21 protein-coding genes are annotated in these 21102 nt (G+C 69.7%); 14 read left to right on the forward strand and 7 right to left on the reverse strand.

All coding sequences use genetic code 11. The features are described from left to right. Positions 1 to 68 precede the first annotated feature (68 nt). Positions 69 to 425: a hypothetical protein gene (locus tag HDA39_RS40360; RefSeq protein ID WP_184804666.1), complete on the reverse strand. Its 357-nt coding sequence runs from the start codon at positions 423 to 425 to the stop codon at positions 69 to 71. A gap of 180 nt (positions 426 to 605) precedes the next feature. On the opposite strand from HDA39_RS40360, the gene murI reads away from it, so the two are divergent. Both murI and HDA39_RS40370 read left to right on the forward strand, forming a co-directional pair. Next, positions 606 to 1409 carry a glutamate racemase gene (murI, locus tag HDA39_RS40365; RefSeq protein WP_184804669.1) on the forward strand — a complete coding sequence of 268 codons (804 nt, stop codon included), beginning with the start codon at positions 606 to 608 and terminating at the stop codon, positions 1407 to 1409. Positions 1410 to 1544: 135 nt separating this feature from the next. Next, the gene (locus HDA39_RS40370; protein WP_184804672.1) at positions 1545 to 2291 is read left to right on the forward strand and encodes an MBL fold metallo-hydrolase; all 747 of its coding nucleotides are present in this window, start codon (positions 1545 to 1547) and stop codon (positions 2289 to 2291) included. A gap of 66 nt (positions 2292 to 2357) precedes the next feature. Here HDA39_RS40370 and HDA39_RS40375 read toward each other — a convergent pair whose 3' ends face one another. Then, the gene (locus HDA39_RS40375) at positions 2358 to 3530 is read right to left on the reverse strand and encodes a Gfo/Idh/MocA family protein (RefSeq protein WP_184804675.1); all 1173 of its coding nucleotides are present in this window, start codon (positions 3528 to 3530) and stop codon (positions 2358 to 2360) included. Between the two features lie 146 nt (positions 3531 to 3676). On the opposite strand from HDA39_RS40375, the gene HDA39_RS40380 reads away from it, so the two are divergent. From HDA39_RS40380 to HDA39_RS40395, 4 genes are read left to right on the forward strand one after another with little or no spacing between them, the layout of a single operon-like run. Further along, positions 3677 to 4501, forward strand: a complete 825-nt coding sequence (locus HDA39_RS40380) for a GDSL-type esterase/lipase family protein (protein ID WP_184804677.1) — start codon at positions 3677 to 3679, stop codon at positions 4499 to 4501. A 10-nt stretch (positions 4502 to 4511) separates the two neighbouring features. Further along, a complete protein-coding gene (rph, locus tag HDA39_RS40385; protein ID WP_184804680.1) occupies positions 4512 to 5228 on the forward strand; it encodes a ribonuclease PH in 717 nt (238 codons plus the stop codon). Beyond that, positions 5225 to 5830, forward strand: a complete 606-nt coding sequence (rdgB, locus tag HDA39_RS40390) for an RdgB/HAM1 family non-canonical purine NTP pyrophosphatase (RefSeq protein WP_184804683.1) — start codon at positions 5225 to 5227, stop codon at positions 5828 to 5830. Before rph ends, rdgB begins: the two co-directional genes overlap by 4 nt. After that, positions 5830 to 6420 (forward strand): hypothetical protein, encoded by a 591-nt coding sequence (locus HDA39_RS40395; RefSeq protein WP_184804685.1) that lies wholly within the window; start codon positions 5830 to 5832, stop codon positions 6418 to 6420. The genes rdgB and HDA39_RS40395 overlap by 1 nt, the downstream gene beginning before the upstream one ends. On the opposite strand, the gene HDA39_RS40400 is transcribed toward HDA39_RS40395, so the two are convergent. Beyond that, on the reverse strand, positions 6400 to 6912 hold the full coding sequence (locus HDA39_RS40400) for a GNAT family N-acetyltransferase (RefSeq protein WP_184804687.1): 513 nt from the start codon (positions 6910 to 6912) through the stop codon (positions 6400 to 6402). The genes HDA39_RS40395 and HDA39_RS40400 overlap by 21 nt on opposite strands. Before the next feature lie 31 nt (positions 6913 to 6943). After that, positions 6944 to 7573: a LysE family translocator gene (locus HDA39_RS40405; RefSeq protein ID WP_184804689.1), complete on the reverse strand. Its 630-nt coding sequence runs from the start codon at positions 7571 to 7573 to the stop codon at positions 6944 to 6946. Positions 7574 to 7647: 74 nt separating this feature from the next. On the opposite strand from HDA39_RS40405, the gene HDA39_RS40410 reads away from it, so the two are divergent. Further along, a complete protein-coding gene (locus tag HDA39_RS40410; protein ID WP_184804691.1) occupies positions 7648 to 8508 on the forward strand; it encodes a LysR family transcriptional regulator in 861 nt (286 codons plus the stop codon). 49 nt (positions 8509 to 8557) lie between these two features. Here HDA39_RS40410 and HDA39_RS40415 read toward each other — a convergent pair whose 3' ends face one another. Continuing rightward, the gene (locus tag HDA39_RS40415; protein ID WP_184804693.1) at positions 8558 to 9418 is read right to left on the reverse strand and encodes a TolB family protein; all 861 of its coding nucleotides are present in this window, start codon (positions 9416 to 9418) and stop codon (positions 8558 to 8560) included. A 260-nt stretch (positions 9419 to 9678) separates the two neighbouring features. On the opposite strand from HDA39_RS40415, the gene HDA39_RS40420 reads away from it, so the two are divergent. The 3 genes from HDA39_RS40420 (at position 9679) to HDA39_RS40430 (ending at position 12938) form a co-directional block, all read left to right on the forward strand. Further along, positions 9679 to 11019: an FAD-dependent oxidoreductase gene (locus HDA39_RS40420; protein ID WP_184804696.1), complete on the forward strand. Its 1341-nt coding sequence runs from the start codon at positions 9679 to 9681 to the stop codon at positions 11017 to 11019. Positions 11020 to 11178: 159 nt separating this feature from the next. Continuing rightward, entirely contained in the window at positions 11179 to 11826 is a 648-nt protein-coding gene (locus tag HDA39_RS42900) for a transglycosylase SLT domain-containing protein (RefSeq protein ID WP_202893270.1), read from the forward strand. Positions 11827 to 11906: 80 nt separating this feature from the next. Beyond that, complete coding sequence (locus HDA39_RS40430) at positions 11907 to 12938, forward strand: acyltransferase domain-containing protein (RefSeq protein WP_184804702.1); 1032 nt, start codon at positions 11907 to 11909, stop codon at positions 12936 to 12938. Here the strand turns inward: HDA39_RS40430 and HDA39_RS40435 are convergent. Beyond that, the gene (locus tag HDA39_RS40435; protein WP_184804705.1) at positions 12886 to 13461 is read right to left on the reverse strand and encodes a helix-turn-helix domain-containing protein; all 576 of its coding nucleotides are present in this window, start codon (positions 13459 to 13461) and stop codon (positions 12886 to 12888) included. The genes HDA39_RS40430 and HDA39_RS40435 overlap by 53 nt on opposite strands. 66 nt (positions 13462 to 13527) lie before the next feature. Between HDA39_RS40435 and HDA39_RS40440 the strand changes: the two genes are divergently transcribed. From HDA39_RS40440 to HDA39_RS40455, 4 genes are all read left to right on the forward strand, one after another. Then, the gene (locus tag HDA39_RS40440) at positions 13528 to 14154 is read left to right on the forward strand and encodes a class I SAM-dependent methyltransferase (RefSeq protein WP_184804707.1); all 627 of its coding nucleotides are present in this window, start codon (positions 13528 to 13530) and stop codon (positions 14152 to 14154) included. After that, positions 14151 to 14624: a DinB family protein gene (locus HDA39_RS40445; protein WP_184804709.1), complete on the forward strand. Its 474-nt coding sequence runs from the start codon at positions 14151 to 14153 to the stop codon at positions 14622 to 14624. Before HDA39_RS40440 ends, HDA39_RS40445 begins: the two co-directional genes overlap by 4 nt. A 126-nt stretch (positions 14625 to 14750) precedes the next feature. After that, entirely contained in the window at positions 14751 to 17225 is a 2475-nt protein-coding gene (locus HDA39_RS40450) for a X2-like carbohydrate binding domain-containing protein (protein WP_184804712.1), read from the forward strand. A 138-nt stretch (positions 17226 to 17363) separates the two neighbouring features. Next, complete coding sequence (locus HDA39_RS40455; protein WP_184804715.1) at positions 17364 to 19748, forward strand: glycosyl hydrolase; 2385 nt, start codon at positions 17364 to 17366, stop codon at positions 19746 to 19748. Here the strand turns inward: HDA39_RS40455 and HDA39_RS40460 are convergent. Further along, the gene (locus tag HDA39_RS40460) at positions 19745 to 21097 is read right to left on the reverse strand and encodes a BTAD domain-containing putative transcriptional regulator (protein ID WP_184804718.1); all 1353 of its coding nucleotides are present in this window, start codon (positions 21095 to 21097) and stop codon (positions 19745 to 19747) included. The genes HDA39_RS40455 and HDA39_RS40460 overlap by 4 nt on opposite strands. Positions 21098 to 21102: the final 5 nt, after the last annotated feature.

Here is a 21102-nt window from a genome sequence, read left to right on the forward strand (position 1 = left end):
TCCGGCCGCGCGTGGCTGACAGGGGTGGTGCGCCGGGCGGGAAGCGCGCTACGGCCGGGTTCAGGGAATCAGGGTTGTTTGAAGAGCACTTTGCGTCCTAGCCGGGGATGGACGCCGCGGCCCTTGCAGCTGGTGCAGGGGCGTTGGGCGTAACTGAAGATTCCGCCGCGGTGCCGGCCCGCGCCCTTGCAACGACCGCACTTGGCGTTCGGATGCAGGGACAGCGAGATGACATACGCGGCACAGACGGCGAGCAGCAGCACCATCAGCATCCCGGTGGGCCCGAGGGCTCCGGCGATGTCGGCGGCGGTGGTGTCGGCGTTGGCATCGGCAACCTGTCCGGCCGCCTGAGTGGCGTTCGTCGGTTGCGGATCTGGTGCGGCGGTGGAGCCCAGTGCCACCGCGATGTGGACTGCCAGGTTCATGGCGTCGCGAGGGGCGGTTGCAAATACATCGCTCCAGAGTGGCGCGCGTCACGTCATATTGCAATTCCGGAGAGTAAAGATGTGGATAACTCCGGCGTGTCGTTCTGCGGTCTTAGGTAAGGGTTACTTCAGAACTGCCCGCTGCCGGACTTGCCGGAGCGTGGAGCTAATCTTCGGAGTGTGGCAGACGCACCGATCGGCATCTTCGACTCAGGCTTCGGCGGGCTCACGGTGGCGCGGGCGGTGCTCGACCAGCTGCCGCACGAACCGATCCTGTACCTGGGCGACACGGCCCGCCAGCCGTACGGCCCGAAGTCGATCGCCGAGGTCCGGGAGTACTCGCTGGAGTGCCTGGACCACCTGGTCGAGGCCGGTGTGAAGGCGCTGGTGATCGCCTGCAACTCTGCCAGCGCCGCGATGCTGCGCGACGCCCGCGAGCGGTACGACGTACCCGTGGTCGAGGTCATCCTGCCCGCGGCCCGGCGCGCGGTCTCCGCGACCAGGAACCAGAAGGTCGGCGTGATCTGCACACGCTCGACCGCGGCCTCGCTCGCGTACGACGACGCGTTCGCCGCCGCCCCGCAGGTCGAGCTGACCACGCAGGCCTGCCCGAAGTTCGTCGACTTCGTCGAGTCCGGCGTGACGTCGGGGCCCGAGCTGCTCGCCGCCGCCCACGAGTACCTGGACCCCTTGGTCGAGGCCGGCGTGGACACCCTGATCCTCGGCTGCACGCACTACCCGTTGCTCACCGGCGTGATCTCGTACGTGATGGGCGACGAGGTCACCTTCGTCAGCAGCGCCGAAGAAGGCGCCAAGGACGTGTACGGCGTACTGACGAAGGCCGGCCTCCTGCGCGACAACACCCTGCCCGACCCCCAGCACCGCTTCGTCACCACCGGCAACCCGTCCGACTTCGCCACCATCGGCTCCCGCTTCCTCGGCCCGGTCATCACCACCGTCGACCAGTTCGCCTGGGTGCGTTGACGATCCGGGTGTGACGCAGGTCGCAGCTGATGTTGTCGACGGCACCGGTTCCGCGCGTTATCCCCGCCAGACAACTGTTCTGCGACGTTCCGGGGTGGCCTGCAGAGTCGGCAACCCGCCGGTAATGTTCAAGGTATGAAGCTCACCGTGCTCGGCTGCTCCGGGTCCGTCCCCGGGCCGGACTCGCCTGCGTCGAGCTACCTGGTCTCCGCGGACGGGTTCGACCTGGTGCTCGACCTCGGCAGTGGCGCGCTCGGCGCGCTGCAGCGGCACCTGGCCGCGCACGAGATCGGCGCGATCGCCTTGTCCCACCTGCATCCCGACCACTGCATGGACCTGTGCGGCCTGTACGTCGCGCTGAAGTACTCGCCGTCGTCGCCGTTCCCGCGGATCCCGGTCTACGGCCCGCCCGGCGCGGCCGGGCGGATGGCGCTGGCCTACGACCTGCCCGACGACCCGGGGATGGAGGAGGAGCTGGAGTTCCACACCTGGCAGGAGTGCCAGCAGATCGGGCCGTTCACGGTCCGCACGGCGCCGATGGTGCATCCGGTCCCGGCGTACGCGATCAGGGTTGAGCACGGCAACAAGTCGATCACCTACACCGGCGACACCGGCCCGAACGAGGCCCTGGTCGAACTGGCCCGCGGCACCGACCTCCTGCTGTCCGAGGCGGCCTTGCAAGACAACAATCCGGACAACCCCGGCGATTTGCATCTCACCCCGTCGGACGCCGGCGAGCAGGCGAAACGGGCCGGGGTCAAGCGACTCGTCATCACCCACGTGCCGCCGTGGTACGACCGCGTCACGCAGACCGAGAACGCCCGCCGCACCTTTCCCGGCGAGGTCCTGACCGCCACCCCCGGCGCGGTGTACGAGATCTGAAACTGCTTGCCGACGGCATCCATTAGCCACTCGCTTTGCAGCGAGTGGCTTCTCCCGCAGGGACTCTCAGCGGTTCTGGCCGCCGTCGAAGTAGCTGACCAGTGCCGGGTCCAGCGCGGGGATGTCGATCGGCGTGCCGTTGGAGCGCAGCGAGGTCGTCGCCGCGAAGCCGGCCGCGACCGCGGCGCGGGCGGCGATCGGGGAGGTCAGGGTCGCGCCGCCGTCGCGGACGAAGCGGACGAACTCGTCGACCAGCTTGGGGTCCGCGCCGCCATGGCCCTCGTCCTCGGAGGCGACCTCGACGACCTGGTCGGCGTCCAGGCGGTAGCCCGAGCGGCCGCTGTTCCACACCTTGACGACGCTGCCGGAGGTGTCGCCGAAGTTCTCCAGCCGGCCGTGCGTGCCGATGACGGTGTAGTTGCGCCAGTAGTCCGGCGTGAAGTGGCACTGCTGGTAGCTGAGGAAGACCCCGTTGTCGAGCTGGAAGTTCGCCATCGACAGGTCCTCGACGTCCATCACCGGCGCCAGGCCCTTCTGCTCCAGCGGCGGCCAGTTGTCGTTCGACACGAACTCGCTGAACCGCTGCCCGGTCCGGTCCTGGCGGTCCTCGATCCCGCCGTACAGGACGAGCCCGCCGAGCGCGGTCGCGTGCGTGGTGTACCCGCCGGCCAGCCAGTGCATCACGTCGATGTCGTGGGCCCCCTTCTGCAGCAGGAGGCTCGTGGTCCGGCTCCGGTCGGCGTGCCAGTCCTTGAAGTAGAAGTCGCCGCCGTGCCCGACGAAGTGCCGGCACCAGATCGCCTTCACCTCGCCGATCGCACCCGACTGGATCAGCTCGCGCATGGTCTGGATCACCGGCATGTGCCGCATGTTGTGGCCGACGTACAGGCGGGTCCCGCTCTCGTACGCCGCCTGCAGCACGCGGTCGCACCCGGCCGTGGTGATCGCCAGCGGCTTCTCCACGAACACCGCGACCCCGGCCCGGAGGAAGTCGATCGCCGGGTCCTCGTGCAGGTCGTCCGGCGTGGTCAGGAAGACCCCGTCGAGCTTGAGGTCCAGCAGCTCGCGGTGGTCGCCGTACGCCGTGGCGTCCGGGTACGTCTCCAGGGTGGCCTGGCGCTGCTGCTCGACCGGGTCGCAGACCGCCACGATCTCGGCGCCCTCGCCCGGCCTGTGTGCGTGCCGGGCCAGGCTGCTGCGCGCGCCGAGTCCGACCACACCGAACCGAAGATCAGTCATCGTTCACTACTCCTGCACGTAGTTGTTTGTAAGAGCCTATGTCCGAACACTTGCGATCCTCAACACCTGTTTGCTCCCGCCGTGTTGCCCGACCGGTCATCTCGCTCTCACCCAGCACCCGTTCGGTGTCGTCACCATGACGGAACGTGAGCCTCCACTACGTGGCACTCGGCGACTCGACGACCGTGGGTGTCGGGGATCCGCTGTACGGCAGCACGACCGACCTTTCCGGTGCCGGAGCGCGTCCGGGGGAGGGGTGGCGGGGCTGGGCCTCGCTGCTCGCCGACTCCCTGGGCAGTTCCCACCGTGTGACGTTCTCCAACTACGCGACCAGCGGCGCGACCGTCTCCCAGGTCACCGCTGACCAGATGCCGGAAACCGGCGATGGCCCGATCGACCTGGCCTCGTTGATCGTCGGCGTCAACGACACGCTGCGCTCGACCTTCGACGCGGGCCAGATCCGCGACTGCCTGCACCAGTGCGCCGCGCAGCTGACGGCGCGGGGCGCGCTGCTGCTCACCGTCCGGTTCCACGACCACGGGCAGGTGTTCGGGCTGCCGAGCTGGTTGCGCCGGCCGCTGTGGAACCGGATCGAGCAGGTCAACGCCGTGTACGACGACCTGTTCCTGCGGTACGGCGGGATCCGGCTCGACATGGCCGACTACCCGGAGGTGTACCGCCGGGACTTCTGGTCGGTCGACCGCCTGCACCCGGGCGAACGCGGTCACCGGCGCCTCGCGCGGTCGTTCGCCGACGAGCTGGCGGCGCGCGGCGTACGGATCGACGTACCGCCTGATCTTTCCTGTGCCGGTGAGCCGCCGAGCCGGTGGGCGGACGCGGTGTGGATGGTGAAGGAGGGCGTTCCGTGGCTCGGACGGCGGGCCGGGGACCTGACGCCGTGGGCGGCCCGGATGGTCCTCGGCCAGTTCCGTCCACCGGCCGATGCGGGGGTGCAACGCCTTCGGGCTTAGGCTCGTCCGCATGGCTCGTATCGATGGACGCACCCCTGATCAGCTCCGGCCGGTGACCCTGACGCGAAAGTGGCTGGACCACGCGGAAGGCTCGGTGCTGGTCGAGTTCGGCCGGACCCGGGTGCTGTGCGCGGCGTCGGTCACCGAGGGCGTTCCGCGCTGGCGCAAGGGCTCTGGCCTGGGCTGGGTCAGCGCGGAGTACGCGATGCTGCCGCGCTCGACCAACACGCGGTCCGACCGGGAGTCGGTGAAGGGCCGGATCGGCGGCCGGACGCACGAGATCTCCCGGCTGATCGGGCGCTCGCTGCGCGCGGTCGTCGACTACAAGGCCCTCGGCGAGAACACGATCCTGCTCGACTGCGACGTGCTGCAGGCCGACGGTGGGACGCGGACCGCGGCGATCACCGGCGCGTACGTCGCGCTGGCCGACGCGGTGTCGTACCTGCGGGACCGCAAGGCGCTGAAGGGCGAGCCGCTGACCGGCTCGGTGTCGGCGGTGTCGGTCGGCATCATCGACGGCGCTCCGATGCTCGACCTCTGTTACGAGGAGGACGTGCGCGCGGAGACGGACATGAACCTGGTGCTGACCGGCGACGGGAAGTTCATCGAGGTGCAGGGCACGGCCGAGGGCGCGCCGTTCGACCGCGCCGAGCTGGACGCGCTGCTCTCGCTGGGCACCGCCGGCTGCGAGGAGCTGACGAAGCTGCAGCTGGAGGCGCTGGCATGAGCAAGGTGCTGCTCGCGTCGAACAACGCCAAGAAGCTCGAGGAGCTGCGCCGGATCCTGGCGCCGATCGTGCCGGGGATCGAGGTGCTCGGGCTGGGCGACGTACCGGCGTACGACGAACCGGCCGAGACCGAGCCGACGTTCGAGGGCAATGCACTGCTGAAGGCGCGGGCCGCGGTCGCGGCAACCGGGCTGCCGTCGGTCGCGGACGACAGCGGGATCTGCGTCGACGCGCTGAACGGCATGCCCGGCGTACTGTCGGCGCGGTGGTCGGGGCCGTTGAAGGACAACCACGCGAACAACGTGCTCCTGCTCGGGCAGCTGGAGGACGTGCCGGACGAGCGGCGCGGTGCTGCTTTCGTCGCGGCCGTGGCCTTCGTGCAGCCCGACGGTTCGGAGGAGGTGCTGCGCGGCGAGATGCGCGGGTCGGTGATCCGTGAGCTGCGCGGGACCGGTGGCTTTGGGTACGACGTGCTGTTCGTTCCCGAGGGCTACGACCGCACGACGGCCGAGCTGACCATCGAGGAGAAGGACGCGATCAGCCACCGCGGGAAGTCGCTGCGCGCGCTCGCTCCGCTCGTCGCCAAAGCCCTGGAGGCCTGATGCTCTTCGCCGGAACCGACACCGAAGGCGTCGCCGAGGGCCGCATCACCGCGGCGTACCGGCGCTGGGCCGAACCGCGGGTGATCCAGGGCCGCGTCTACCGCACCAACGCGGGCCGGATCGAGATCGACAGCATCAAGCAGGTCAACCCCGACCTGATCTCCGACTACGACGAGATGCTGCACCTGGCCGGCCGGATGAACGCCAAGGACGCCCGCCGCCGCCTCCGCGGCGACGAAACCCTCCCCACCTGGCTGATCCGCTTCCACCTCCTCGAAGGCCCGGACCCGCGCGAGGAACTCGCCAACAACGCCGACCTCACCCCGGCGGACGTCGAGGAACTCACCGCCAAGCTCACCCACCTGGACGAGCTGAGCCGCCACGGCGCCTGGACCCGCCAGACCCTCGAACTCATCCAGTCCAAGCCCGCCACCCGCGCCGGCGACCTCGCCCCGACCCTCGACCGCGACACCCCCGGCTTCAAGATCGACGTCCGCAAACTCAAGAACCTCGGCCTCACCCACAGCCTGGAAGTCGGCTACGAACTCAGCCCGCGCGGCAAGGCGTATCTAGACGCCCTGGGCAACTAACTGGCGTTCGTACTCCACCTGGGCCAACGGGTTGCCGTCGCCGAAGTCGCGGGACTGGGTTCGGCCGGTTTCGGTGAAGCCTGATCTCGTGTAGAAGCGGCGGGACTGGGGAGTGGCTTGCAGGGTCCAGAGGTGGGCCTTGGGGAAGCCTTGGGATCTGAGGGTTTGCAGGGTTTGGGTCATCAAGGTGGGGGCTGCGCCGGTGCCCCAGGCGTTGGGGTGGGCGTAGAAGCTGAGGATCTCGGCGACGCCGGGGCGGGTCTCGGATTCGTTGAGCCAGGTCATGGCTGCGGGGTGGGTGTCGACGAGGGCCAGGAGGACGGTGCCTTGGGGGTTGAGCAGGCGGTCGTGCCAGCGGGTGCGGCGGCTTTGGATCTGTCCGGCTGAGAAGGCCTCGGTGAAGAAGGGGGCGTAGGCGGCGGCCCAGGAGGCGGCGTGGATCTCGCCTACCGCGGTGCCGTCGGCGGGGGTTGCTCGGCGTACCTCGATCATGGGTTCGACCGTAGGAGATCGCGCCGACAGTTCAGGAGGCGGCGCCGAGGATGAGGCCGGCGGCCAGTACGCCGTACGCCGTACCGGCGGCGCGGGGGAGCCACTGGTTGGCGGCACGGTGCCGGCGGAGGAAGCGGCCGACGCGGACGGCGCCGCTGCCGACGGTGAGGTCGACGGCGAGGCCGATCAGCAGCATGGTGAGGCCGAGGACGAAGAGCTGCAAGGCCTGGCGGCCGAGGGTCGGGTCGACGAACTGGGGCAGGAAGGCCAAGTAGAACAGCAGGATCTTCGGGTTGGTGAGGCTGTTGACGACGCCTCGGAGGTAGACCGGGCCGAACCGGTCCGGCACGGGCTCGCCGGCGACGACCGGCGTGAGCTCGGACTTGCGGAGGGACTGGAACGCCATCCACAGCAGGTAGGCGGCGCCGGCGAAGCGGAGGCCGTCCATGGCGATCGGGGCGGCTCGGAGGACGGCGGCCAGGCCTAGGGCGACGGCGCTCGTGTGCACGAGCAGTCCGGTCGCGGTACCGGTGGCCGCGGCGCGGCCGGCTCGGCGGCCGCCGGTGAGGCCCTGGGCCAGAATGAACAGCATCCCGGGTCCGGGCGTGAGGTTGATGATCAGTGCGGCCAGCAGGAATGCGGCGAAGAGTTGTGGGTTCATGCTTCGAGCATCAGGCGAAAGTCGTATGACGTCTAATGCCAATATCGGCGCCAACGCATTGATAAAGTTGATGCATGCTCAACCTGACCCAGCTCAGCGTCCTGGCCGCGGTCGCCCGGCACGGATCGGTGACCGAGGCGGCCCACGAGCTGCACTACTCGCAGCCGTCGGTCAGCCATCACCTCTCGCGCCTCGAAGCGGCCACCGGCGTGAAGCTCATCCAGCGCGTGGGCCGCGGGATCCGGCTCACGCCTGAAGGGCAGCTCCTGGCCAACCGGGCGGCCGAGATCCTCGGTCGCGTCGACGCGGCCAGCAATGAACTCGCGGCCCAGGTCGGCCTGCAGTCAGGCCGCGTCCGGCTGGCCGCCAACGCGTCCGCGCTCAGCACGATCGTGCCGAAAGCCGCCGCCGCGCTCGCCCATCAGTACCCGGGCATCGAGCTGAGCCTGACCGACCACCACCCGGTCGAGTCGCTCCAACTCCTGCGGCACGGCGAGATCGATGTCGCGCTGGTCTTCCAGTACGCCAACGCGCCGGCCGAGCGGGACGAGTTCCGCCTGGTCCACCTCGGCGACGACCCGATCCACCTGATCAGCCAGCAGCCCGACGACAGTCTCGCGAACCGTCGCGACGCCGCGTGGATCGGCGGGTGCACCCGCTGCGAGGCCGAGCTGCTCGCGGTGTGCCAACGGGCCGGCTTCACGCCGACGATCGGTTCGCACAGCGACGACATCATCGTCGTCCAGGCGCTGGTCGCCGCAGGCTTGGGCGTCGCGTTGCTGCCCGGGCTGGCGTTGCAGGCGCATCGGCGTACGGACGTCCACACCACCGAACTCAAAGGCCTGCACCGCCAGATCCACGCGGCGACGTACGGCGACCCGCCCGACCCACCCGCGGTGGCCGCCGTAGTCGAAGCACTCAGTGCGGCGTACTAGCGCTCCGGTCCTCCCGTGGTGACGGCTGGGCGTCGATCCCCGGCGAAAGTCAGCGTCGCCAGCTCGTCGGGACGCCTGCGATCGAAGTGGCGTGCTGGTTGGTGCCGGTCCTCGTCATCAGGTGCACGACCGGAGCCACGGTGTGCGGGTTGCCGAACTCGTCGGAGCCGGTTGTGCCGCTGCCGTAGGCGATCCAGCGGCCGTCCGGTGACCAGACCGGGCTGCTCTCGTACAGGTCCGGGGTGTTGGTGACCCGCTTGATCGCGCCCGTCCGCACGGTGATCAGGAACAGGTCGCCGGACGCCTGGACGGCGAGCGTCTTGCCGTCGGGGCTCCAGTCGACCTGGCGGGGGGCGGCGAGCGGGAACGACTTCACCGGTTCGGTGGTGCCGAGCTGGAAGATGCGGACCTGGTCGGTGTTCGTGACGGTCGCGATGCGCTGGCCGCCGGGAGCCCAGGCCATTGCGATGTCCTCGAAGCCGGACGTCGGCTGCGTGGTGACCGAGCCGTCCGTACGCCGGGCGAAGATGCCGCCGGCCTCGTAGGCGATCCACTGGCCGTCGGGCGACCAGCGGGGGAAGGCCGGTACGGACGGCCCGTCGACGAACCACTGCTCGTCGGTGCCGTCGGCGTCGGCGGTCTTCACCGACCAGCCGTCGGCGTACACGATCTTCGTGCCGTCCGGCGAGTAGTCCGGGCCGGCGTACCAGGTCAAGGTCTTGCCGAAGTCCTGGACGCCCTGACCGTTCGGCCGGGCGCTCTTCAGCAGGCCGGGATCGACCGTCGTGGTGGGGAACTCGAGGTAGAGCAACCGTCCACCGGGCGGCGGAACGGCGTCGGCCACCGTCCCTGATCCGCCCAGCAGGGCGAGTGCGAGAATGGTGGTCAGCAGGGTCTTCTTCGCCTTCATCGGTGCTCTCCCCAGGGTTCGGCGGGCGTCACAGAGCTTGATGCCGACGCCGAGGCGAAGGTTGCGGGATCCGCAGTATAGAAGGCTGAACGGCTGTCTCCGACGTGTCTCGTACGGCGGGCAGTGGTGGGCGCCGGCGGCGATCCCGGCGATGATTTCGGGGCCGGCCGGGGCGTGTGAAGTGGGTCTCGAAAGTTGGGATCGCCGTCTCGGGCCGGTAAAGTTGCTTAGGTTAGCCTTACCTATTGTCTGGGGAGATCGTGCGAGAGCTCCGAGTCGCCGTTGTCGGTGCTGGACCGGCCGGTATTTACGCCGCCGACATTCTGACCAAGGAGTACGAGGGGGCTCACGTCGACCTGATCGAACGGCTGCCCGCGCCGTTCGGCCTGGTCCGGTACGGCGTCGCGCCGGACCACCCGCGGATCAAGGAGATCATCAAGGCGCTGCACCGGGTCGTCGGCCGCGAGCGGATCCGCTTCTTCGGCAACGTCGAGTTCGGTGTCGACCTCAAGCTCGAGGACCTGCGCCGGTACTACGACGCGGTGATCTTCTCGACCGGGGCGATGGCGGACCGCGAGCTCGCGATCCCGGGCGTCGATCTGCCGGGCAGTCACGGCGCCGCCGACTTCGTCAGCTGGTACGCCGGGCATCCCGACGTACCGCGGGAGTGGCCGCTCGAGGCCGAGCACGTGGCGGTGATCGGCGCCGGCAACGTCGCGCTCGACGTCGCGCGGATGCTGGCCAAGCCGGCCGACGAGCAGCTCACCACCGAGATCGCCGGCAACGTGTACCAGGGCCTGAAGGCGAACCGGGCCACCGACGTGCACGTGTTCGCGCGCCGCGGCCCGGCGCAGATCAAGTTCACGCCGATGGAGCTGCGCGAGCTGTCGCACTCGCCGGACGTGGACGTGATCGTGCACCCCGAGGGCTTCGAGATCGACGAGGCGAGCCAGAAGGCGATCAACGCCAGCAAGGGCACCCGGCTGGTCGTCGACACGCTGCTCAAGTACCTCGAGGCCGAGCCGACCGGCGCCGCGCATCGCATTCACATCCACCTGTGCCACGCGCCGGTCGAGGTGCTCGGCACGGATCGCGTCGAGGGGCTGCGGACCGAGAAGACCGAGCTGCAGGGCGACGGGACGGTTCGGGGCACTGGCGAGTACGTCGATACGCCGGTGCAGGCGGTGTACCGCGCTGTTGGTTATCTGTCGTCGCACCTGCCCGAGCTGCCGTTCGACCACCAGGCCGGCGTGATGACGAACGAGCGCGGCCGCGTGCTCGACATCGACGAGGTGCCGCTGCCCGGTCTGTACGTGACCGGCTGGATCAAGCGCGGCCCGATCGGGCTGATCGGGCACACGAAGTCCGATGCGGCCGAGACGATCGCCTGCCTGCTGGAGGACGTCGAGAGCCTGCCGCGGCCGGAGATCACCGACCCCGACGCGATCGTCGCCCACCTGACCGGTCGCGGTGCGACGGTCGTCGACGCCGAGGGCTGGACCCGCCTCGACGCCCACGAGCAGTCCCTCGGCGAGGCGGCGGGCCGCGAGCGGATCAAGGTCGTCGACCGCGACGAGATGCTGAAGGCTTCCCAGGGCTGAGCGAACCTGCAGCACTCAGTAACCTCGCGTTCCGGTCCGAGCTGAGCGCGGACTCGCTTGGTTCGGCTGGTTTCGGTGGGGTTACTGAGTGCTGGAGGTCCGCGGGGCTGCCCGGTCGGTAGGGTTGGTGGCCTGACGCCACGGGGATGAGGGGTGTGGGTGAACAAGGGCTGGTGGTTGATCGTCGTCGGCGCGGTGGGCGTCGCGGCGTGTGTCGCGCGCGGTCCGGAGCCGGACGGTGACGCCAAGCCCAGTGCTCCGGTGTCGTCGGCAACCAAACCCGCGCCGAAGCCGACGCCGACCTCCACCGACTGGTGGACGGACTACGACCCCGCGCACTTCGCCGTCCAGGTCCGGAAGTCGGCGGCCGCGGCGAAGGTCAATCCGCAGTTGCTGATGGCGATCCTCTACAACGAGTCGTACAAACCGCACGACCCGGAGTTCGAGCGCTCCTGGCAGAAAATCGACTCCAACCCGGCGCTCGGCATCGCCAACATGCACGAGGCCGCGTTCGAAGACACCCAGCGCGGACGCCGGATGCCCGGCCGGACCTGGAACGAGCTGCCCGACCACCCCGAGCTGGCCATCGAAGCCGCCGCCTGGCACCTGAGCGATCTCGCGAGGGGACTGCCGGACCGCCTCCGGACGAAGCTCACCAAGGACGAGTTGGTTGCCCTCGGCTACAACGCCGGCCGGGGCAACATGCGGCTGTTCGCCAACGGCCGCAAGCCCGGGTCGCAGGCGCAGTCGTACCTCGACCGGTTGCGCGACAACTGGGACAAGTCCGGCGACGCCGTTCGCGTGTGACCTGCGTCATGTAGGTCGTGCGCGGGCCGCACGGCCCGTGGTGTGGTCGAAGCGACAGCTTCGACGAGGGGACGCGAACGATGGACCTGGACCGAGCCGCCCAGCACGTGGGGTTCTCGACCGTGGGACGTCAGTGGGTGCGGCAACTGCCGGCCCGTGACGGCGTACAGCTTCCGGACGATCCCGAAAGCCTGATGGAGTACTGCGGGGTGGTGGACGACGATCGGCGGGCGATGCTCGCCGCGCGACCGGACCCGGACAAGGACCCCGAGTGGTGGACGATCGTGTCCGCGCTGGCGGGCAGTCTCGAGCGGGACCTCGAGCAACCAGTCCCGTCGACAGGCTTCCAGGGGTGGCCGATGGTGCCGACGGACTCGTCGCCGGTGGGGATGTTCGCCGGCGCCTGGGCCTTGCTCTCGAGCCTGCCGCGGCTGGTCGACGTCCACGGACGACGGGGAGTGCCCGAGACGGTCACGCGTGCGACCGTCTCCGCGCTCGGCGGCGTGATGGGCTCGCACCGGCACATCGCCGGGCGGCCGGGCGTCGGGCTGATCCCGCTGTGGGGGCCGCCGTTGCGGTTCCGCGGTGCGGACTTCGAGATCGGCCGGCACTCGTTCACGCGGACGCAGCTCGGCCTCGGCGACGGTGTCGCCGGGCACGTGCTGATGGTCCACGTACCGCCGATCGGCCCGCTCGACCCCGAGACCTCCGAGCAGTCGATCGCCGAGGCCGCGCGGATGTTCGAGCGCTGCTACCCGGAGGAACCGGTCTCGTCGTTCATCTGCCGGTCGTGGCTGCTCGATCCGCAGCTGGCCGAGTACCTGCCGGAGGACTCCAACATCCTGCGCTTCCAGCGCCGCTTCACGCTGCTCCCCGCGGTCGCGTCCGAGGATCCGCACGACGACGACCGCGACATGATGCGGACCGGCCTGAGCGTCTTCGCACCGGACGGTCCCGTGCTGGCCGAGGACCTCGCTCGCGTGCCCCAGAAGACCACGCTGCAACGCGCTTTCGTCACCCACCTGCGCTCCGGCCGCCACTGGCAGAAGCGCACCGGCCTCAGGTGCGTGGCGCCAGATGCGCCCGCTCGCCCTGCGGCCCGAACAGCGTGAGCAGTTCCGCCGATCGCTTGTCCGCGCTGCCGATCCAGTGCGGCACCCGGGTGTCGAACTCGGCGGCCTCGCCTTCGCCGAGCAGGTACTCCTCGTCGCCGAGCACGAACCGGACCTTCCCGGTGAGCACGTAGAACCACTCGTACCCCTCGTGCGTCTGCCGCTTCGTCGTCGAGGCCCGGCCGGCGGGCGGGTAGACGACCTTGTACGCCTGCACTCCGCCCGCCCTCCGAGTCAGCGGCACGATGGTCAACCCGGACCGGCGTACCGGCCGGAGATGAATCCGCGGATCACCGGTCGGCGGCGCCGCGACCAGATCGTCGAGCGGTACGCCGTGCGCCCGGGCCAGCGGCAGCAGCTGCTCCAGCGTCGGCCGCAGCTTCCCGTTCTCCAGCCGCGACAACGTGCTCGCCGTCAGCCCGGTCTCCGTCGCCAGTGCGGCCAAGGTCGTCCCGCGTGCCCGGCGCAACCCGCGCAACCGCCCACCGACGCCGGCCAGTACGTCGTTCTCCATGTTGCCCATAGCCACATCATGCGGATCCGCAACATTCCTTGCAAGACCGGAAGTCCTCGGCCGATGCTGGCGAACATGACCGCAGAGACCTTCTGGAACACCCAGTACGACGACCACCCGACCTGGGGCGACCGCGTGAACCCCTTGCTGATGGAGACCGCCGAGCCGCTGCCCGCCGGCGCCGCACTCGATCTGGGCTGCGGCGCCGGCGGCGACACCATCTGGCTCGCGCGCCGCGGCTGGCAGGTCACCGCGGTGGACATCTCCAGCACCGCCGTCGCGAAGGTCGGCGCGCTCGCGCGAGAGCTCGAAGCCGCTGGGCTGCGGGGCAGCGTCACCGCCGTACAGCACGACCTGTCCAACACCTTCCCCGACGGAACCTTCGATCTCGTCTCCGCGCAGTACCTGCAGACTCGCTTCGACTTCCCTCGCAGCACAGTCCTCCGAACCGCCGCGCAAGCCCTGCGCCCCGGCGGTCTCCTGTTGCTCGTCGACCACGGCTCCATCGCGCCCTGGTCGTGGAACCAGGACAAGAACGCCCAGTTCCCCACCGCCGGCGACCTCGCGGCCGAGCTCGACCTCGACCCCGAGCAGTGGCCCGTACGCCGGGCCGACAGCCCGCAACGCGAGGCCGTCGGTCCGGGCGGCGAGACCGCGACGGTAACGGACACCGTGCTGGTCATCCAGCGGGCCGACCGATGAAGGACGTCGGGCTGCCGCGGACCGGGGCGGACGAGAAGGCGACGCTCCAAGGGTTCCTCGACTACCTGCGGGCGGCGATCGCGGGCAAGGTCGTCGGTGTCCCCGAGCCGCAGGTGAGGACCGCGGGAGTCGAGTCGGGGACCAACCTGCTCGGGCTGGTCAAGCATGTGACGGCGGTCGAGCGCTTCTACCTGTTGGGAGAGCCGGTCCGGAACTGGCAGCAGACGTTTCGGCCGACGACTCAGGAGACCGTCGACGGGGTGCTGGCGAGCTATCGCGAGGTCGTCGAGCGGGCGAACGAGACGATCGCGGGCTGGGCGGACCTGGAGTCACCCGCGCCCGGGCCGCCGCGCAAGGGAGCGAAGCCGTCGCGGCGGTGGGTGCTGGTGCATCTGATCGAGGAGACCGGCCGGCACGCCGGGCACGCCGACATCCTCCGGGAACAGCTCGACGGCACGACCGGGCGCTGACGCTAATTTCTTTCCACAGGACACTAAGTCTTGACATCGCTGGGAGCAGCCTTCAGGGTTCCAATATCCTATTTGATCCGTCTGATCGATAGGCCTCCTTCGAAGTCCACAGAGAGGTCACTGCTCATGACCAGATCCCGTCGAGCGCGGGCTATTCGAGGCCTGATCACGGGGCTTGCCGTCTCCGTCCTGCTGCCGCTGGGGGCGTCGGCCGCCCCGATCACGCCGGGCACGACCACCGCGGTGGGCCAGGCCGACCTGACGACGACCACCACCCCGCCGGCCGCCGATCCGCTCGCGCCGGCGGGCGCCGTCGCGGCCAAGCCCTACATGGGCTGGAGCAGCTACAGCATGGAGGTCTACTCTCCGCTCGGCGGCAAGTGGATCACCGCGGCCCAGATCAAGGCCCAGTCCGACGCGATGCACAAGAAGCTGCAGCCGTTCGGCTACGAGTACATCAACATCGACGCCGCCTGGAACGACGGGATCGACGCGTACGGCCGGCCGACGCCGAGCAAGACGCTGTACCCGAACGGCTTCCAGGAAGTCATCGACCACGTGCACAAGAACGGCCAGAAGATCGGGATCTACAGCATCCCGGGCATCTCCGACGCCGTGCTGAAGGCGAACCTGCCGATCTACGGCGCCCCCGGCTGCACCACCGGCAACCTGGCCAAGGAGCCGAAGCAGCAGGGCGACTACTGGGGCTTCGGCTGGCGGATCGACATGGACAACCCGTGCGCGCAGAAGTACATCGACTCGATCGCGGACCTGTTCGCGAGCTGGGGCATCGACTTCCTCAAGTTCGACAGCGTCACGCCGGGCTCGGGCAAGAACGACCTGTCGCTCGACGCGCGGGACGAGGTCGCGGGCTGGTCGAAGGCGCTGACCCGGCACAAGATCTGGTTCGAGCTCTCCTGGGCGCTCGACATCCGGTACGCCGACTACTGGAAGTCGGTCGCGAACGGCTGGCGCGTCGACTGGGACGTCGAGTGCTACTGCACCAACGAGGCCCTGACCGCGTGGCCGAACATCTCCCGGCTGTTCCCCAAGGTGGCCGACTGGTGGCGCCACGGTGGGCCCGGCGGCTGGAACGACCTCGACTCGCTCAACGTCGGTAACGGCACGATGGACGGCCTGACCAAGGACGAGCGCCGTACGGCGGCCACGCTGTGGGCGGTCTCGGCCGCGCCGTTCTACGTCGGCAACGACATGACCAAGCTCGACCAGTACGGCCTGGACCTGCTGACCAACCGCGAGGTGATCGCGGTGAACCAGGCCGGCCGGCCCGCGCAGCCGGTGTCGACGAAGACCAACCGCCAGGTCTGGTACTCGCTGAACGCGGACAGCTCGTACACCGTGGCCCTGTTCAACCTCGGCACCACCGAGGCGAACATGACGGCGAACTTCGCCGACCTCGGACTGGACGGCAGCGCCTCGGTGCGCGACCTGTGGGCGAACAAGAACCTGGGCGACTTCAAGACCGGCTACACCGCGCAGGTCGTGCCGCCGCACGGCGCCCGGCTGTTCAAGGTGACGCCGCAGAAGAAGGCCTCGATCCGGGTCAACGACGACGACCTGCGCGCGCAGTACGACGGCGAGTGGCAGCGCAACGGCAACAAGGAGGTCGCCGCGGTCTCCGAGCCGCTGACCGTCAAGGTGACCGACACCGGGACGGCCACGCCGCCGCCGGCGAACAACGCCGGTGTCCGGACCGTGACGCTGAACAACGACGACGCGCAGATCAACTACACCGGCTCGTGGAGCCGCAGTACCGGGCGCGGGATGGGCGACTACCAGGACGACGTCCAGTACACGGAGGCCAACGGCGACGCGTTCACGCACACGTTCGTCGGCACCGGCGTCGACTACTACACCGAGACGCACGAGTCGCAGGGCGAGGTGGAGATCTACATCGACGGCGAGCTCAAGCAGACCGTCGACACCCACCAGGCCGAGGGACGCGGCGTGCAGCAGAAGGTGTTCAGCATCTCCGACCTGCCGAACGGCACCCACACGATCCGGGGTGTGAAGAAGTCGGGTCAGTTCATGCTGGTCGACAAGCTCGACGTCCGGCAGATCAGCCTGCTGAACCCGAGTGCGGTGGCCTTCGACAAGTTGTCCCCGGCCGACGTCACGGTCGAGATGGCCCGCGACTCCAGCGAGCTGGCGTCGATCGCCAAGGCCGGTACGGCGCTGGTCAAGGGCACCGACTACACCGTTGCCGGACGCAACATCACGCTGAAGAAGGAGTACCTGGCCAAGCTCGCGACCGGTGACAGCGCCCTGGACTTCACCTTCCGCGGCGACTACCGCGACGACATCCACTCCACCACCGCCAACGGCGCCTCGGTCAGCTTCACCTTCCGCGGTACGTCGGTCGAGTGGATCACCGCCAAGGCGCCCGACCAGGGCAACGCCGACATCTTCGTCGACGGCAAGCTCGTCCAGCGGGTGAACCTGCAGAACGCGGAGCGCACCACGCTCCAGCGGGTCTTCGCGAAGTCGGACCTGAAGGACGCCAACCACACCCTGCGCATCGTGAAGGTCTCCGGAGACGTCCTCCGCTCCGACCAGCTCCGCTACACGATCGCCAAGTAACGACAGCAATGGGGGCCCGGGGTCGCCCGGGCCCCCATTGTCGTGGTGACCGATCCCGGACACCTTCGTTGACTGCGACCGGCCCCGCGGGATGGGGTGGGAGTACGAGCACCGTGGGCGACTGGGAAGGCCGACTCGATGGCGACCCTGGACGACGTACGACGCCAGTTCCGGACCCCGCCAGCGGAGGGCCGGCCGATGATGCGGTGGTGGTGGTTCGGCCCCTCGGTCGAACGGCCCGAGCTCGAACGGCAGCTGCGCGCGATGGCCGCGGCCGGGCTGGGCGGGGTCGAGGTCGCCTTCGTCTACCCGATGGGCCCGCCGACCGCGCGGTTCGGCTCGGACGAGTTCCTCAAGGATCTGGGGTTCGCCGCGCGGACCGCGCGTGACCTCGGGCTGCGCTTCGATCTGACGCTGGGCAGCGGCTGGTCGTACGGCGGTGGGCACATCGGGCCGGAGCACGCCGCGCGCGGGCTGAGCTGGGACCGGCGGGAGATCGGCGCTGCGGCGTACGACGTACCGGTGGTCGAGGCCTGGCCGGGGGACGAGTTCGTCGCCGCGTTCGTCGGCGAGGGAGCCGCGCCGACGGCGTACGAGGAACTCGTGGTGAGCGACGGGACGATTCACGTGCCGGCGGGCCAGGGGCCGCGGGAGGTGCTGATCGCGACCTCGCGGTTGACCGGTCAGAACGTGAAGCGGGCCGCGGCGGGCGCCGAGGGGCCGGTGCTCGACCACTACTCCGAGGCGGCGGCGGAGCAGCACATCGCGGCGGTCGCCGCTCCGTTGCTGCGGGCGGCCGGGCCGGAGCTGGTCGGGTCGGTGTTCTGCGACAGCGTCGAGGTCTACGACGCGGACTGGACGCCTCGCCTGGTGGAGGAGTTCGCGGCGAGACGGGGTTATGCGCTGCGGTCGTTGCTGTCCGGGTTGCTGGTCGACACGGCCGGGTCGGCGCAGGTGCGGATCGACGTCCAGCGGACGCTGGCGGAGTTGTACGAGCAGAACTTCGTGGCGGTCTTCCAGCGCTGGGCGGCCGGGCACGGCGTGCCGTTCCGGATCCAGAGCTACGGCGAACCGGGCGCGACGGTGAGCAGCTATCGGCACGCCGACCTGTTCGAGGGCGAGGGCTGGGGCTGGACGCGCCTGCCGGAGACGCGGTGGGCGGCGTCGGCCGCGGCGGCGTACGGGCAGCAGGTCGTGTCGGCCGAGGTGTGGACGTGGGTGCACTCGCCGTCGTTCCGCGCGACACCGCTCGATCTCCAGGGCGAGGCGCACGAGCACTTCCTGTCGGGAGTGAACCAGTTGATCGGCCACGGCTGGCCGTACTCGCCGTCGGGTGGTCCCGGGGTCGGCTGGATCTTCTACGCCGCCGGGGCGTTGGACGACCGCAATCCGTGGTGGCCGGTCGCGCGGGAGCTGTTCGGGTCGTTGCACCGGCTGTCCTGGTTGCTGCAGCAGGGGACACCGGTCCGGACGGTCAAGGTGTACGTGCCGGCGTCCGACGTGTACGCCGCCGCGCGGGGTTCGGTGAACCTGTACCGGGCCGTGCGAGACCGGATCGGTGAGGAGATTCCGCGGGTGATTCGCGAGTCGGGGCTGGACTTCGACCTGGTCGACGACGACGCGGTCGACGTACTGGAGCCGGGCGGGCTGGTCGTCGTACCGGACGGGGCGATCGTTCCCGCGCGGACTCAGGAGTGGCTGGACGCCGCTGAGGTGGTGACCGACTTGGAGCAGTTGGCTCGGCGGTTGCCGGAGCCTTGGGTGCAGGACGTCGGGATCGTGCATCGGCGGCTCGACGACGGTGACGTGTACTTCCTGGCGAACACCGGCCCCCAGGCGCGCAGCTTTCGCTTCGAGGTCTCATCCGCCTTCGAGCGTTGGGATGCCGCCACCGGCGCGACGACGGTCGTCGGCCAGGACGTGACGTTGCATCCGTACGAAGCTGTCGTGCTGGTGCCAGTCGACGCCGAGGCCGAGTCCGCGGCTGAACCCGAGGTCCTGGGTCCGGTCGCAGGACCGTGGCGGGTGGACTTCGGCGACGGTCCGGAGCCGGTCGAGCTGCCGGACCGGTGGGAGGATCGCCGGCCGACGTACTCGGGATCGGCTTCCTACCTGACGGAGGTCGACCTGCCTGAGGCCGCGCGGACTTTCCTGGACTTCGGTCCGGGCGAGGTGGCCGACTCCGAGGAGTACCTGCCGTCGAACTCGTTCCATGCCCGCTTGGTCCCGCCTGTCGGGGCAGCCGCCGAGGTCTGGCTCAACGACGTTCGCTGCGGCAGCCTGTGGGCGCCGCCGTACCGGGTGGAGGTGACTGAGGCCGCCCGAGCCGGCCGGAACACCTTGCGCGTCGTCGTCCACAACACGGGCGCGAACGCCCTGGCCGGCGATGAACACCTCGCGCCGCTGGTGGAGTCCGTCACCGCCGAGTACGGCAACCGCTTCGCCCTGCAGGACATCGAGCACGCCGCCGACTTCCTGCACTCCGGCCTGCTCAGCCCACCCGTGGTGCTACAGCTGGGTTAAGCCCCGCGCATCCTGCGGGCTTGGTCGACCAGGGCGTTCAGAGCGGGGCGTTCGGGGCCGGGGAGCCAGGCGAGGGCGACGACGATGGGCTCCATGTCGAGGACCTCGATGTAGGTGAGGTCGGGGCGCGGGTACAGCTCGCGGCAGGCGCTCGGGACGATGGTGATGTCGGGGCCTAGGGCAACGGCCGAGAAGAGTTCCTCGAGGTTCGTCACCTCATCGTCGGTGAAATTGACCCGGGTCCCGTCCGGGCGGGGATCGACGGCCCAGAAGCTGCGCCACTCCTCGTGCACCTTCGGGGACAGGCTGACGACGCGGTGGCCGGCCATGCCGGCGAGGGTGAGATGGTCCAGGGCGGCCAGCTCGTGCGCGTTGTTGACGACCACCGAGCGGGTTCCGGTGCCGAGGGGCTCGACCTCGACGCCGGCCGGTACGGGCAGGAAGACCACGACGACGTCGGCCTGGCCCTGCGGCAGCGCGGTGACCTGCTCGACGAAGTCGAGGTGGCGGACCTTGATCGTGATCTCCGGGTGCTCGAGCCGCGTCGCGGCGAGCAGCGCGCGGATCTCGGGCAGCGTGATGATCGCTTCGAGGCTGCCGATCACCAACTCCGCGGACTTCGCCGGTTCGTGCGGTCCTCTGGGGACGCGCGGCTCCTTCAGGAGTTGGGCGTGCACCTCGCCGAGCGCCGTACCGGGTCCGACGCCGAGTTCGTCGGCCAGCCGTCGGCGGACGTCCTCGTAGCGGAGCAAGGCCTCCGCCCGCCGGTCGGAGGCGAGCAGGACGGTCATCAGGCGGGCGTGCACGCGTTCGTCGTACGGCAGCTCGGCCGCCAGCGGCTCCAGGTGGGTCAGCGCAAGCTCCGGCTTCCCGGACTCGAGCGCCGCATCGGCGAACTCGAGCACGAGACTGATCCGCGAGTCCTCCCACCGGCGCACGAGGGGATCGGTGCGGATCCACTCGGGGCCGTCGGCGAAGAGCGGACCGCGCCACAGCTCGAGAGTCTCCTGCAACGCCCGGGCGCGTGCCTCAGGATCGGATGCCCTCGGGGCTGCCGCGAGACGCTGGAACTCCTGGAAGTCGTTGTCCGAGTCCGGTACGTCGAGCCGGTAGCCCTGCCCGTCCCAGCTGACAGTTGCCGTGGGCCCGCATTGCTTCTCGAGCCAGTCCCGCAACCGCGTCACCGTCATCTGCAACGCGCCGCTGGAGCACCCGGCCGGCCCCCAGCCCACCTCGGCCAGGCGCCCGGCACCCAGGGCCTCGCCGGGATGCAGCAGCAAGGCCCCGAGCACGTTCCGAACCGCCGGCCGCAGCTTGCCCGCCGTCGTACCGTCCACCTGAACCCGCAACGGTC

Origin of the sequence: Kribbella italica (assembly GCF_014205135.1) — a bacterium.
Taxonomy (GTDB): Bacteria; Actinomycetota; Actinomycetes; order Propionibacteriales; family Kribbellaceae; genus Kribbella; species Kribbella italica.

Coding starts and splice junctions, on each gene's coding strand:
- HDA39_RS40360 (WP_184804666.1), bottom strand. CDS start 425: ATGAACCTGGCAGTCCACATCGCGGTGGCACTGGGCTCCACCGCCGCA.
- HDA39_RS40370 (WP_184804672.1), top strand. CDS start 1,545: ATGAAGCTCACCGTGCTCGGCTGCTCCGGGTCCGTCCCCGGGCCGGAC.
- HDA39_RS40375 (WP_184804675.1), bottom strand. CDS start 3,530: ATGACTGATCTTCGGTTCGGTGTGGTCGGACTCGGCGCGCGCAGCAGC.
- rph (WP_184804680.1), top strand. CDS start 4,512: ATGGCTCGTATCGATGGACGCACCCCTGATCAGCTCCGGCCGGTGACC.
- rdgB (WP_184804683.1), top strand. CDS start 5,225: ATGAGCAAGGTGCTGCTCGCGTCGAACAACGCCAAGAAGCTCGAGGAG.
- HDA39_RS40395 (WP_184804685.1), top strand. CDS start 5,830: ATGCTCTTCGCCGGAACCGACACCGAAGGCGTCGCCGAGGGCCGCATC.
- HDA39_RS40400 (WP_184804687.1), bottom strand. CDS start 6,912: ATGATCGAGGTACGCCGAGCAACCCCCGCCGACGGCACCGCGGTAGGC.
- HDA39_RS40405 (WP_184804689.1), bottom strand. CDS start 7,573: ATGAACCCACAACTCTTCGCCGCATTCCTGCTGGCCGCACTGATCATC.
- HDA39_RS40410 (WP_184804691.1), top strand. CDS start 7,648: ATGCTCAACCTGACCCAGCTCAGCGTCCTGGCCGCGGTCGCCCGGCAC.
- HDA39_RS40415 (WP_184804693.1), bottom strand. CDS start 9,418: ATGAAGGCGAAGAAGACCCTGCTGACCACCATTCTCGCACTCGCCCTG.
- HDA39_RS40430 (WP_184804702.1), top strand. CDS start 11,907: ATGGACCTGGACCGAGCCGCCCAGCACGTGGGGTTCTCGACCGTGGGA.
- HDA39_RS40435 (WP_184804705.1), bottom strand. CDS start 13,461: ATGGGCAACATGGAGAACGACGTACTGGCCGGCGTCGGTGGGCGGTTG.
- HDA39_RS40440 (WP_184804707.1), top strand. CDS start 13,528: ATGACCGCAGAGACCTTCTGGAACACCCAGTACGACGACCACCCGACC.
- HDA39_RS40445 (WP_184804709.1), top strand. CDS start 14,151: ATGAAGGACGTCGGGCTGCCGCGGACCGGGGCGGACGAGAAGGCGACG.
- HDA39_RS40450 (WP_184804712.1), top strand. CDS start 14,751: ATGACCAGATCCCGTCGAGCGCGGGCTATTCGAGGCCTGATCACGGGG.
- HDA39_RS40455 (WP_184804715.1), top strand. CDS start 17,364: ATGGCGACCCTGGACGACGTACGACGCCAGTTCCGGACCCCGCCAGCG.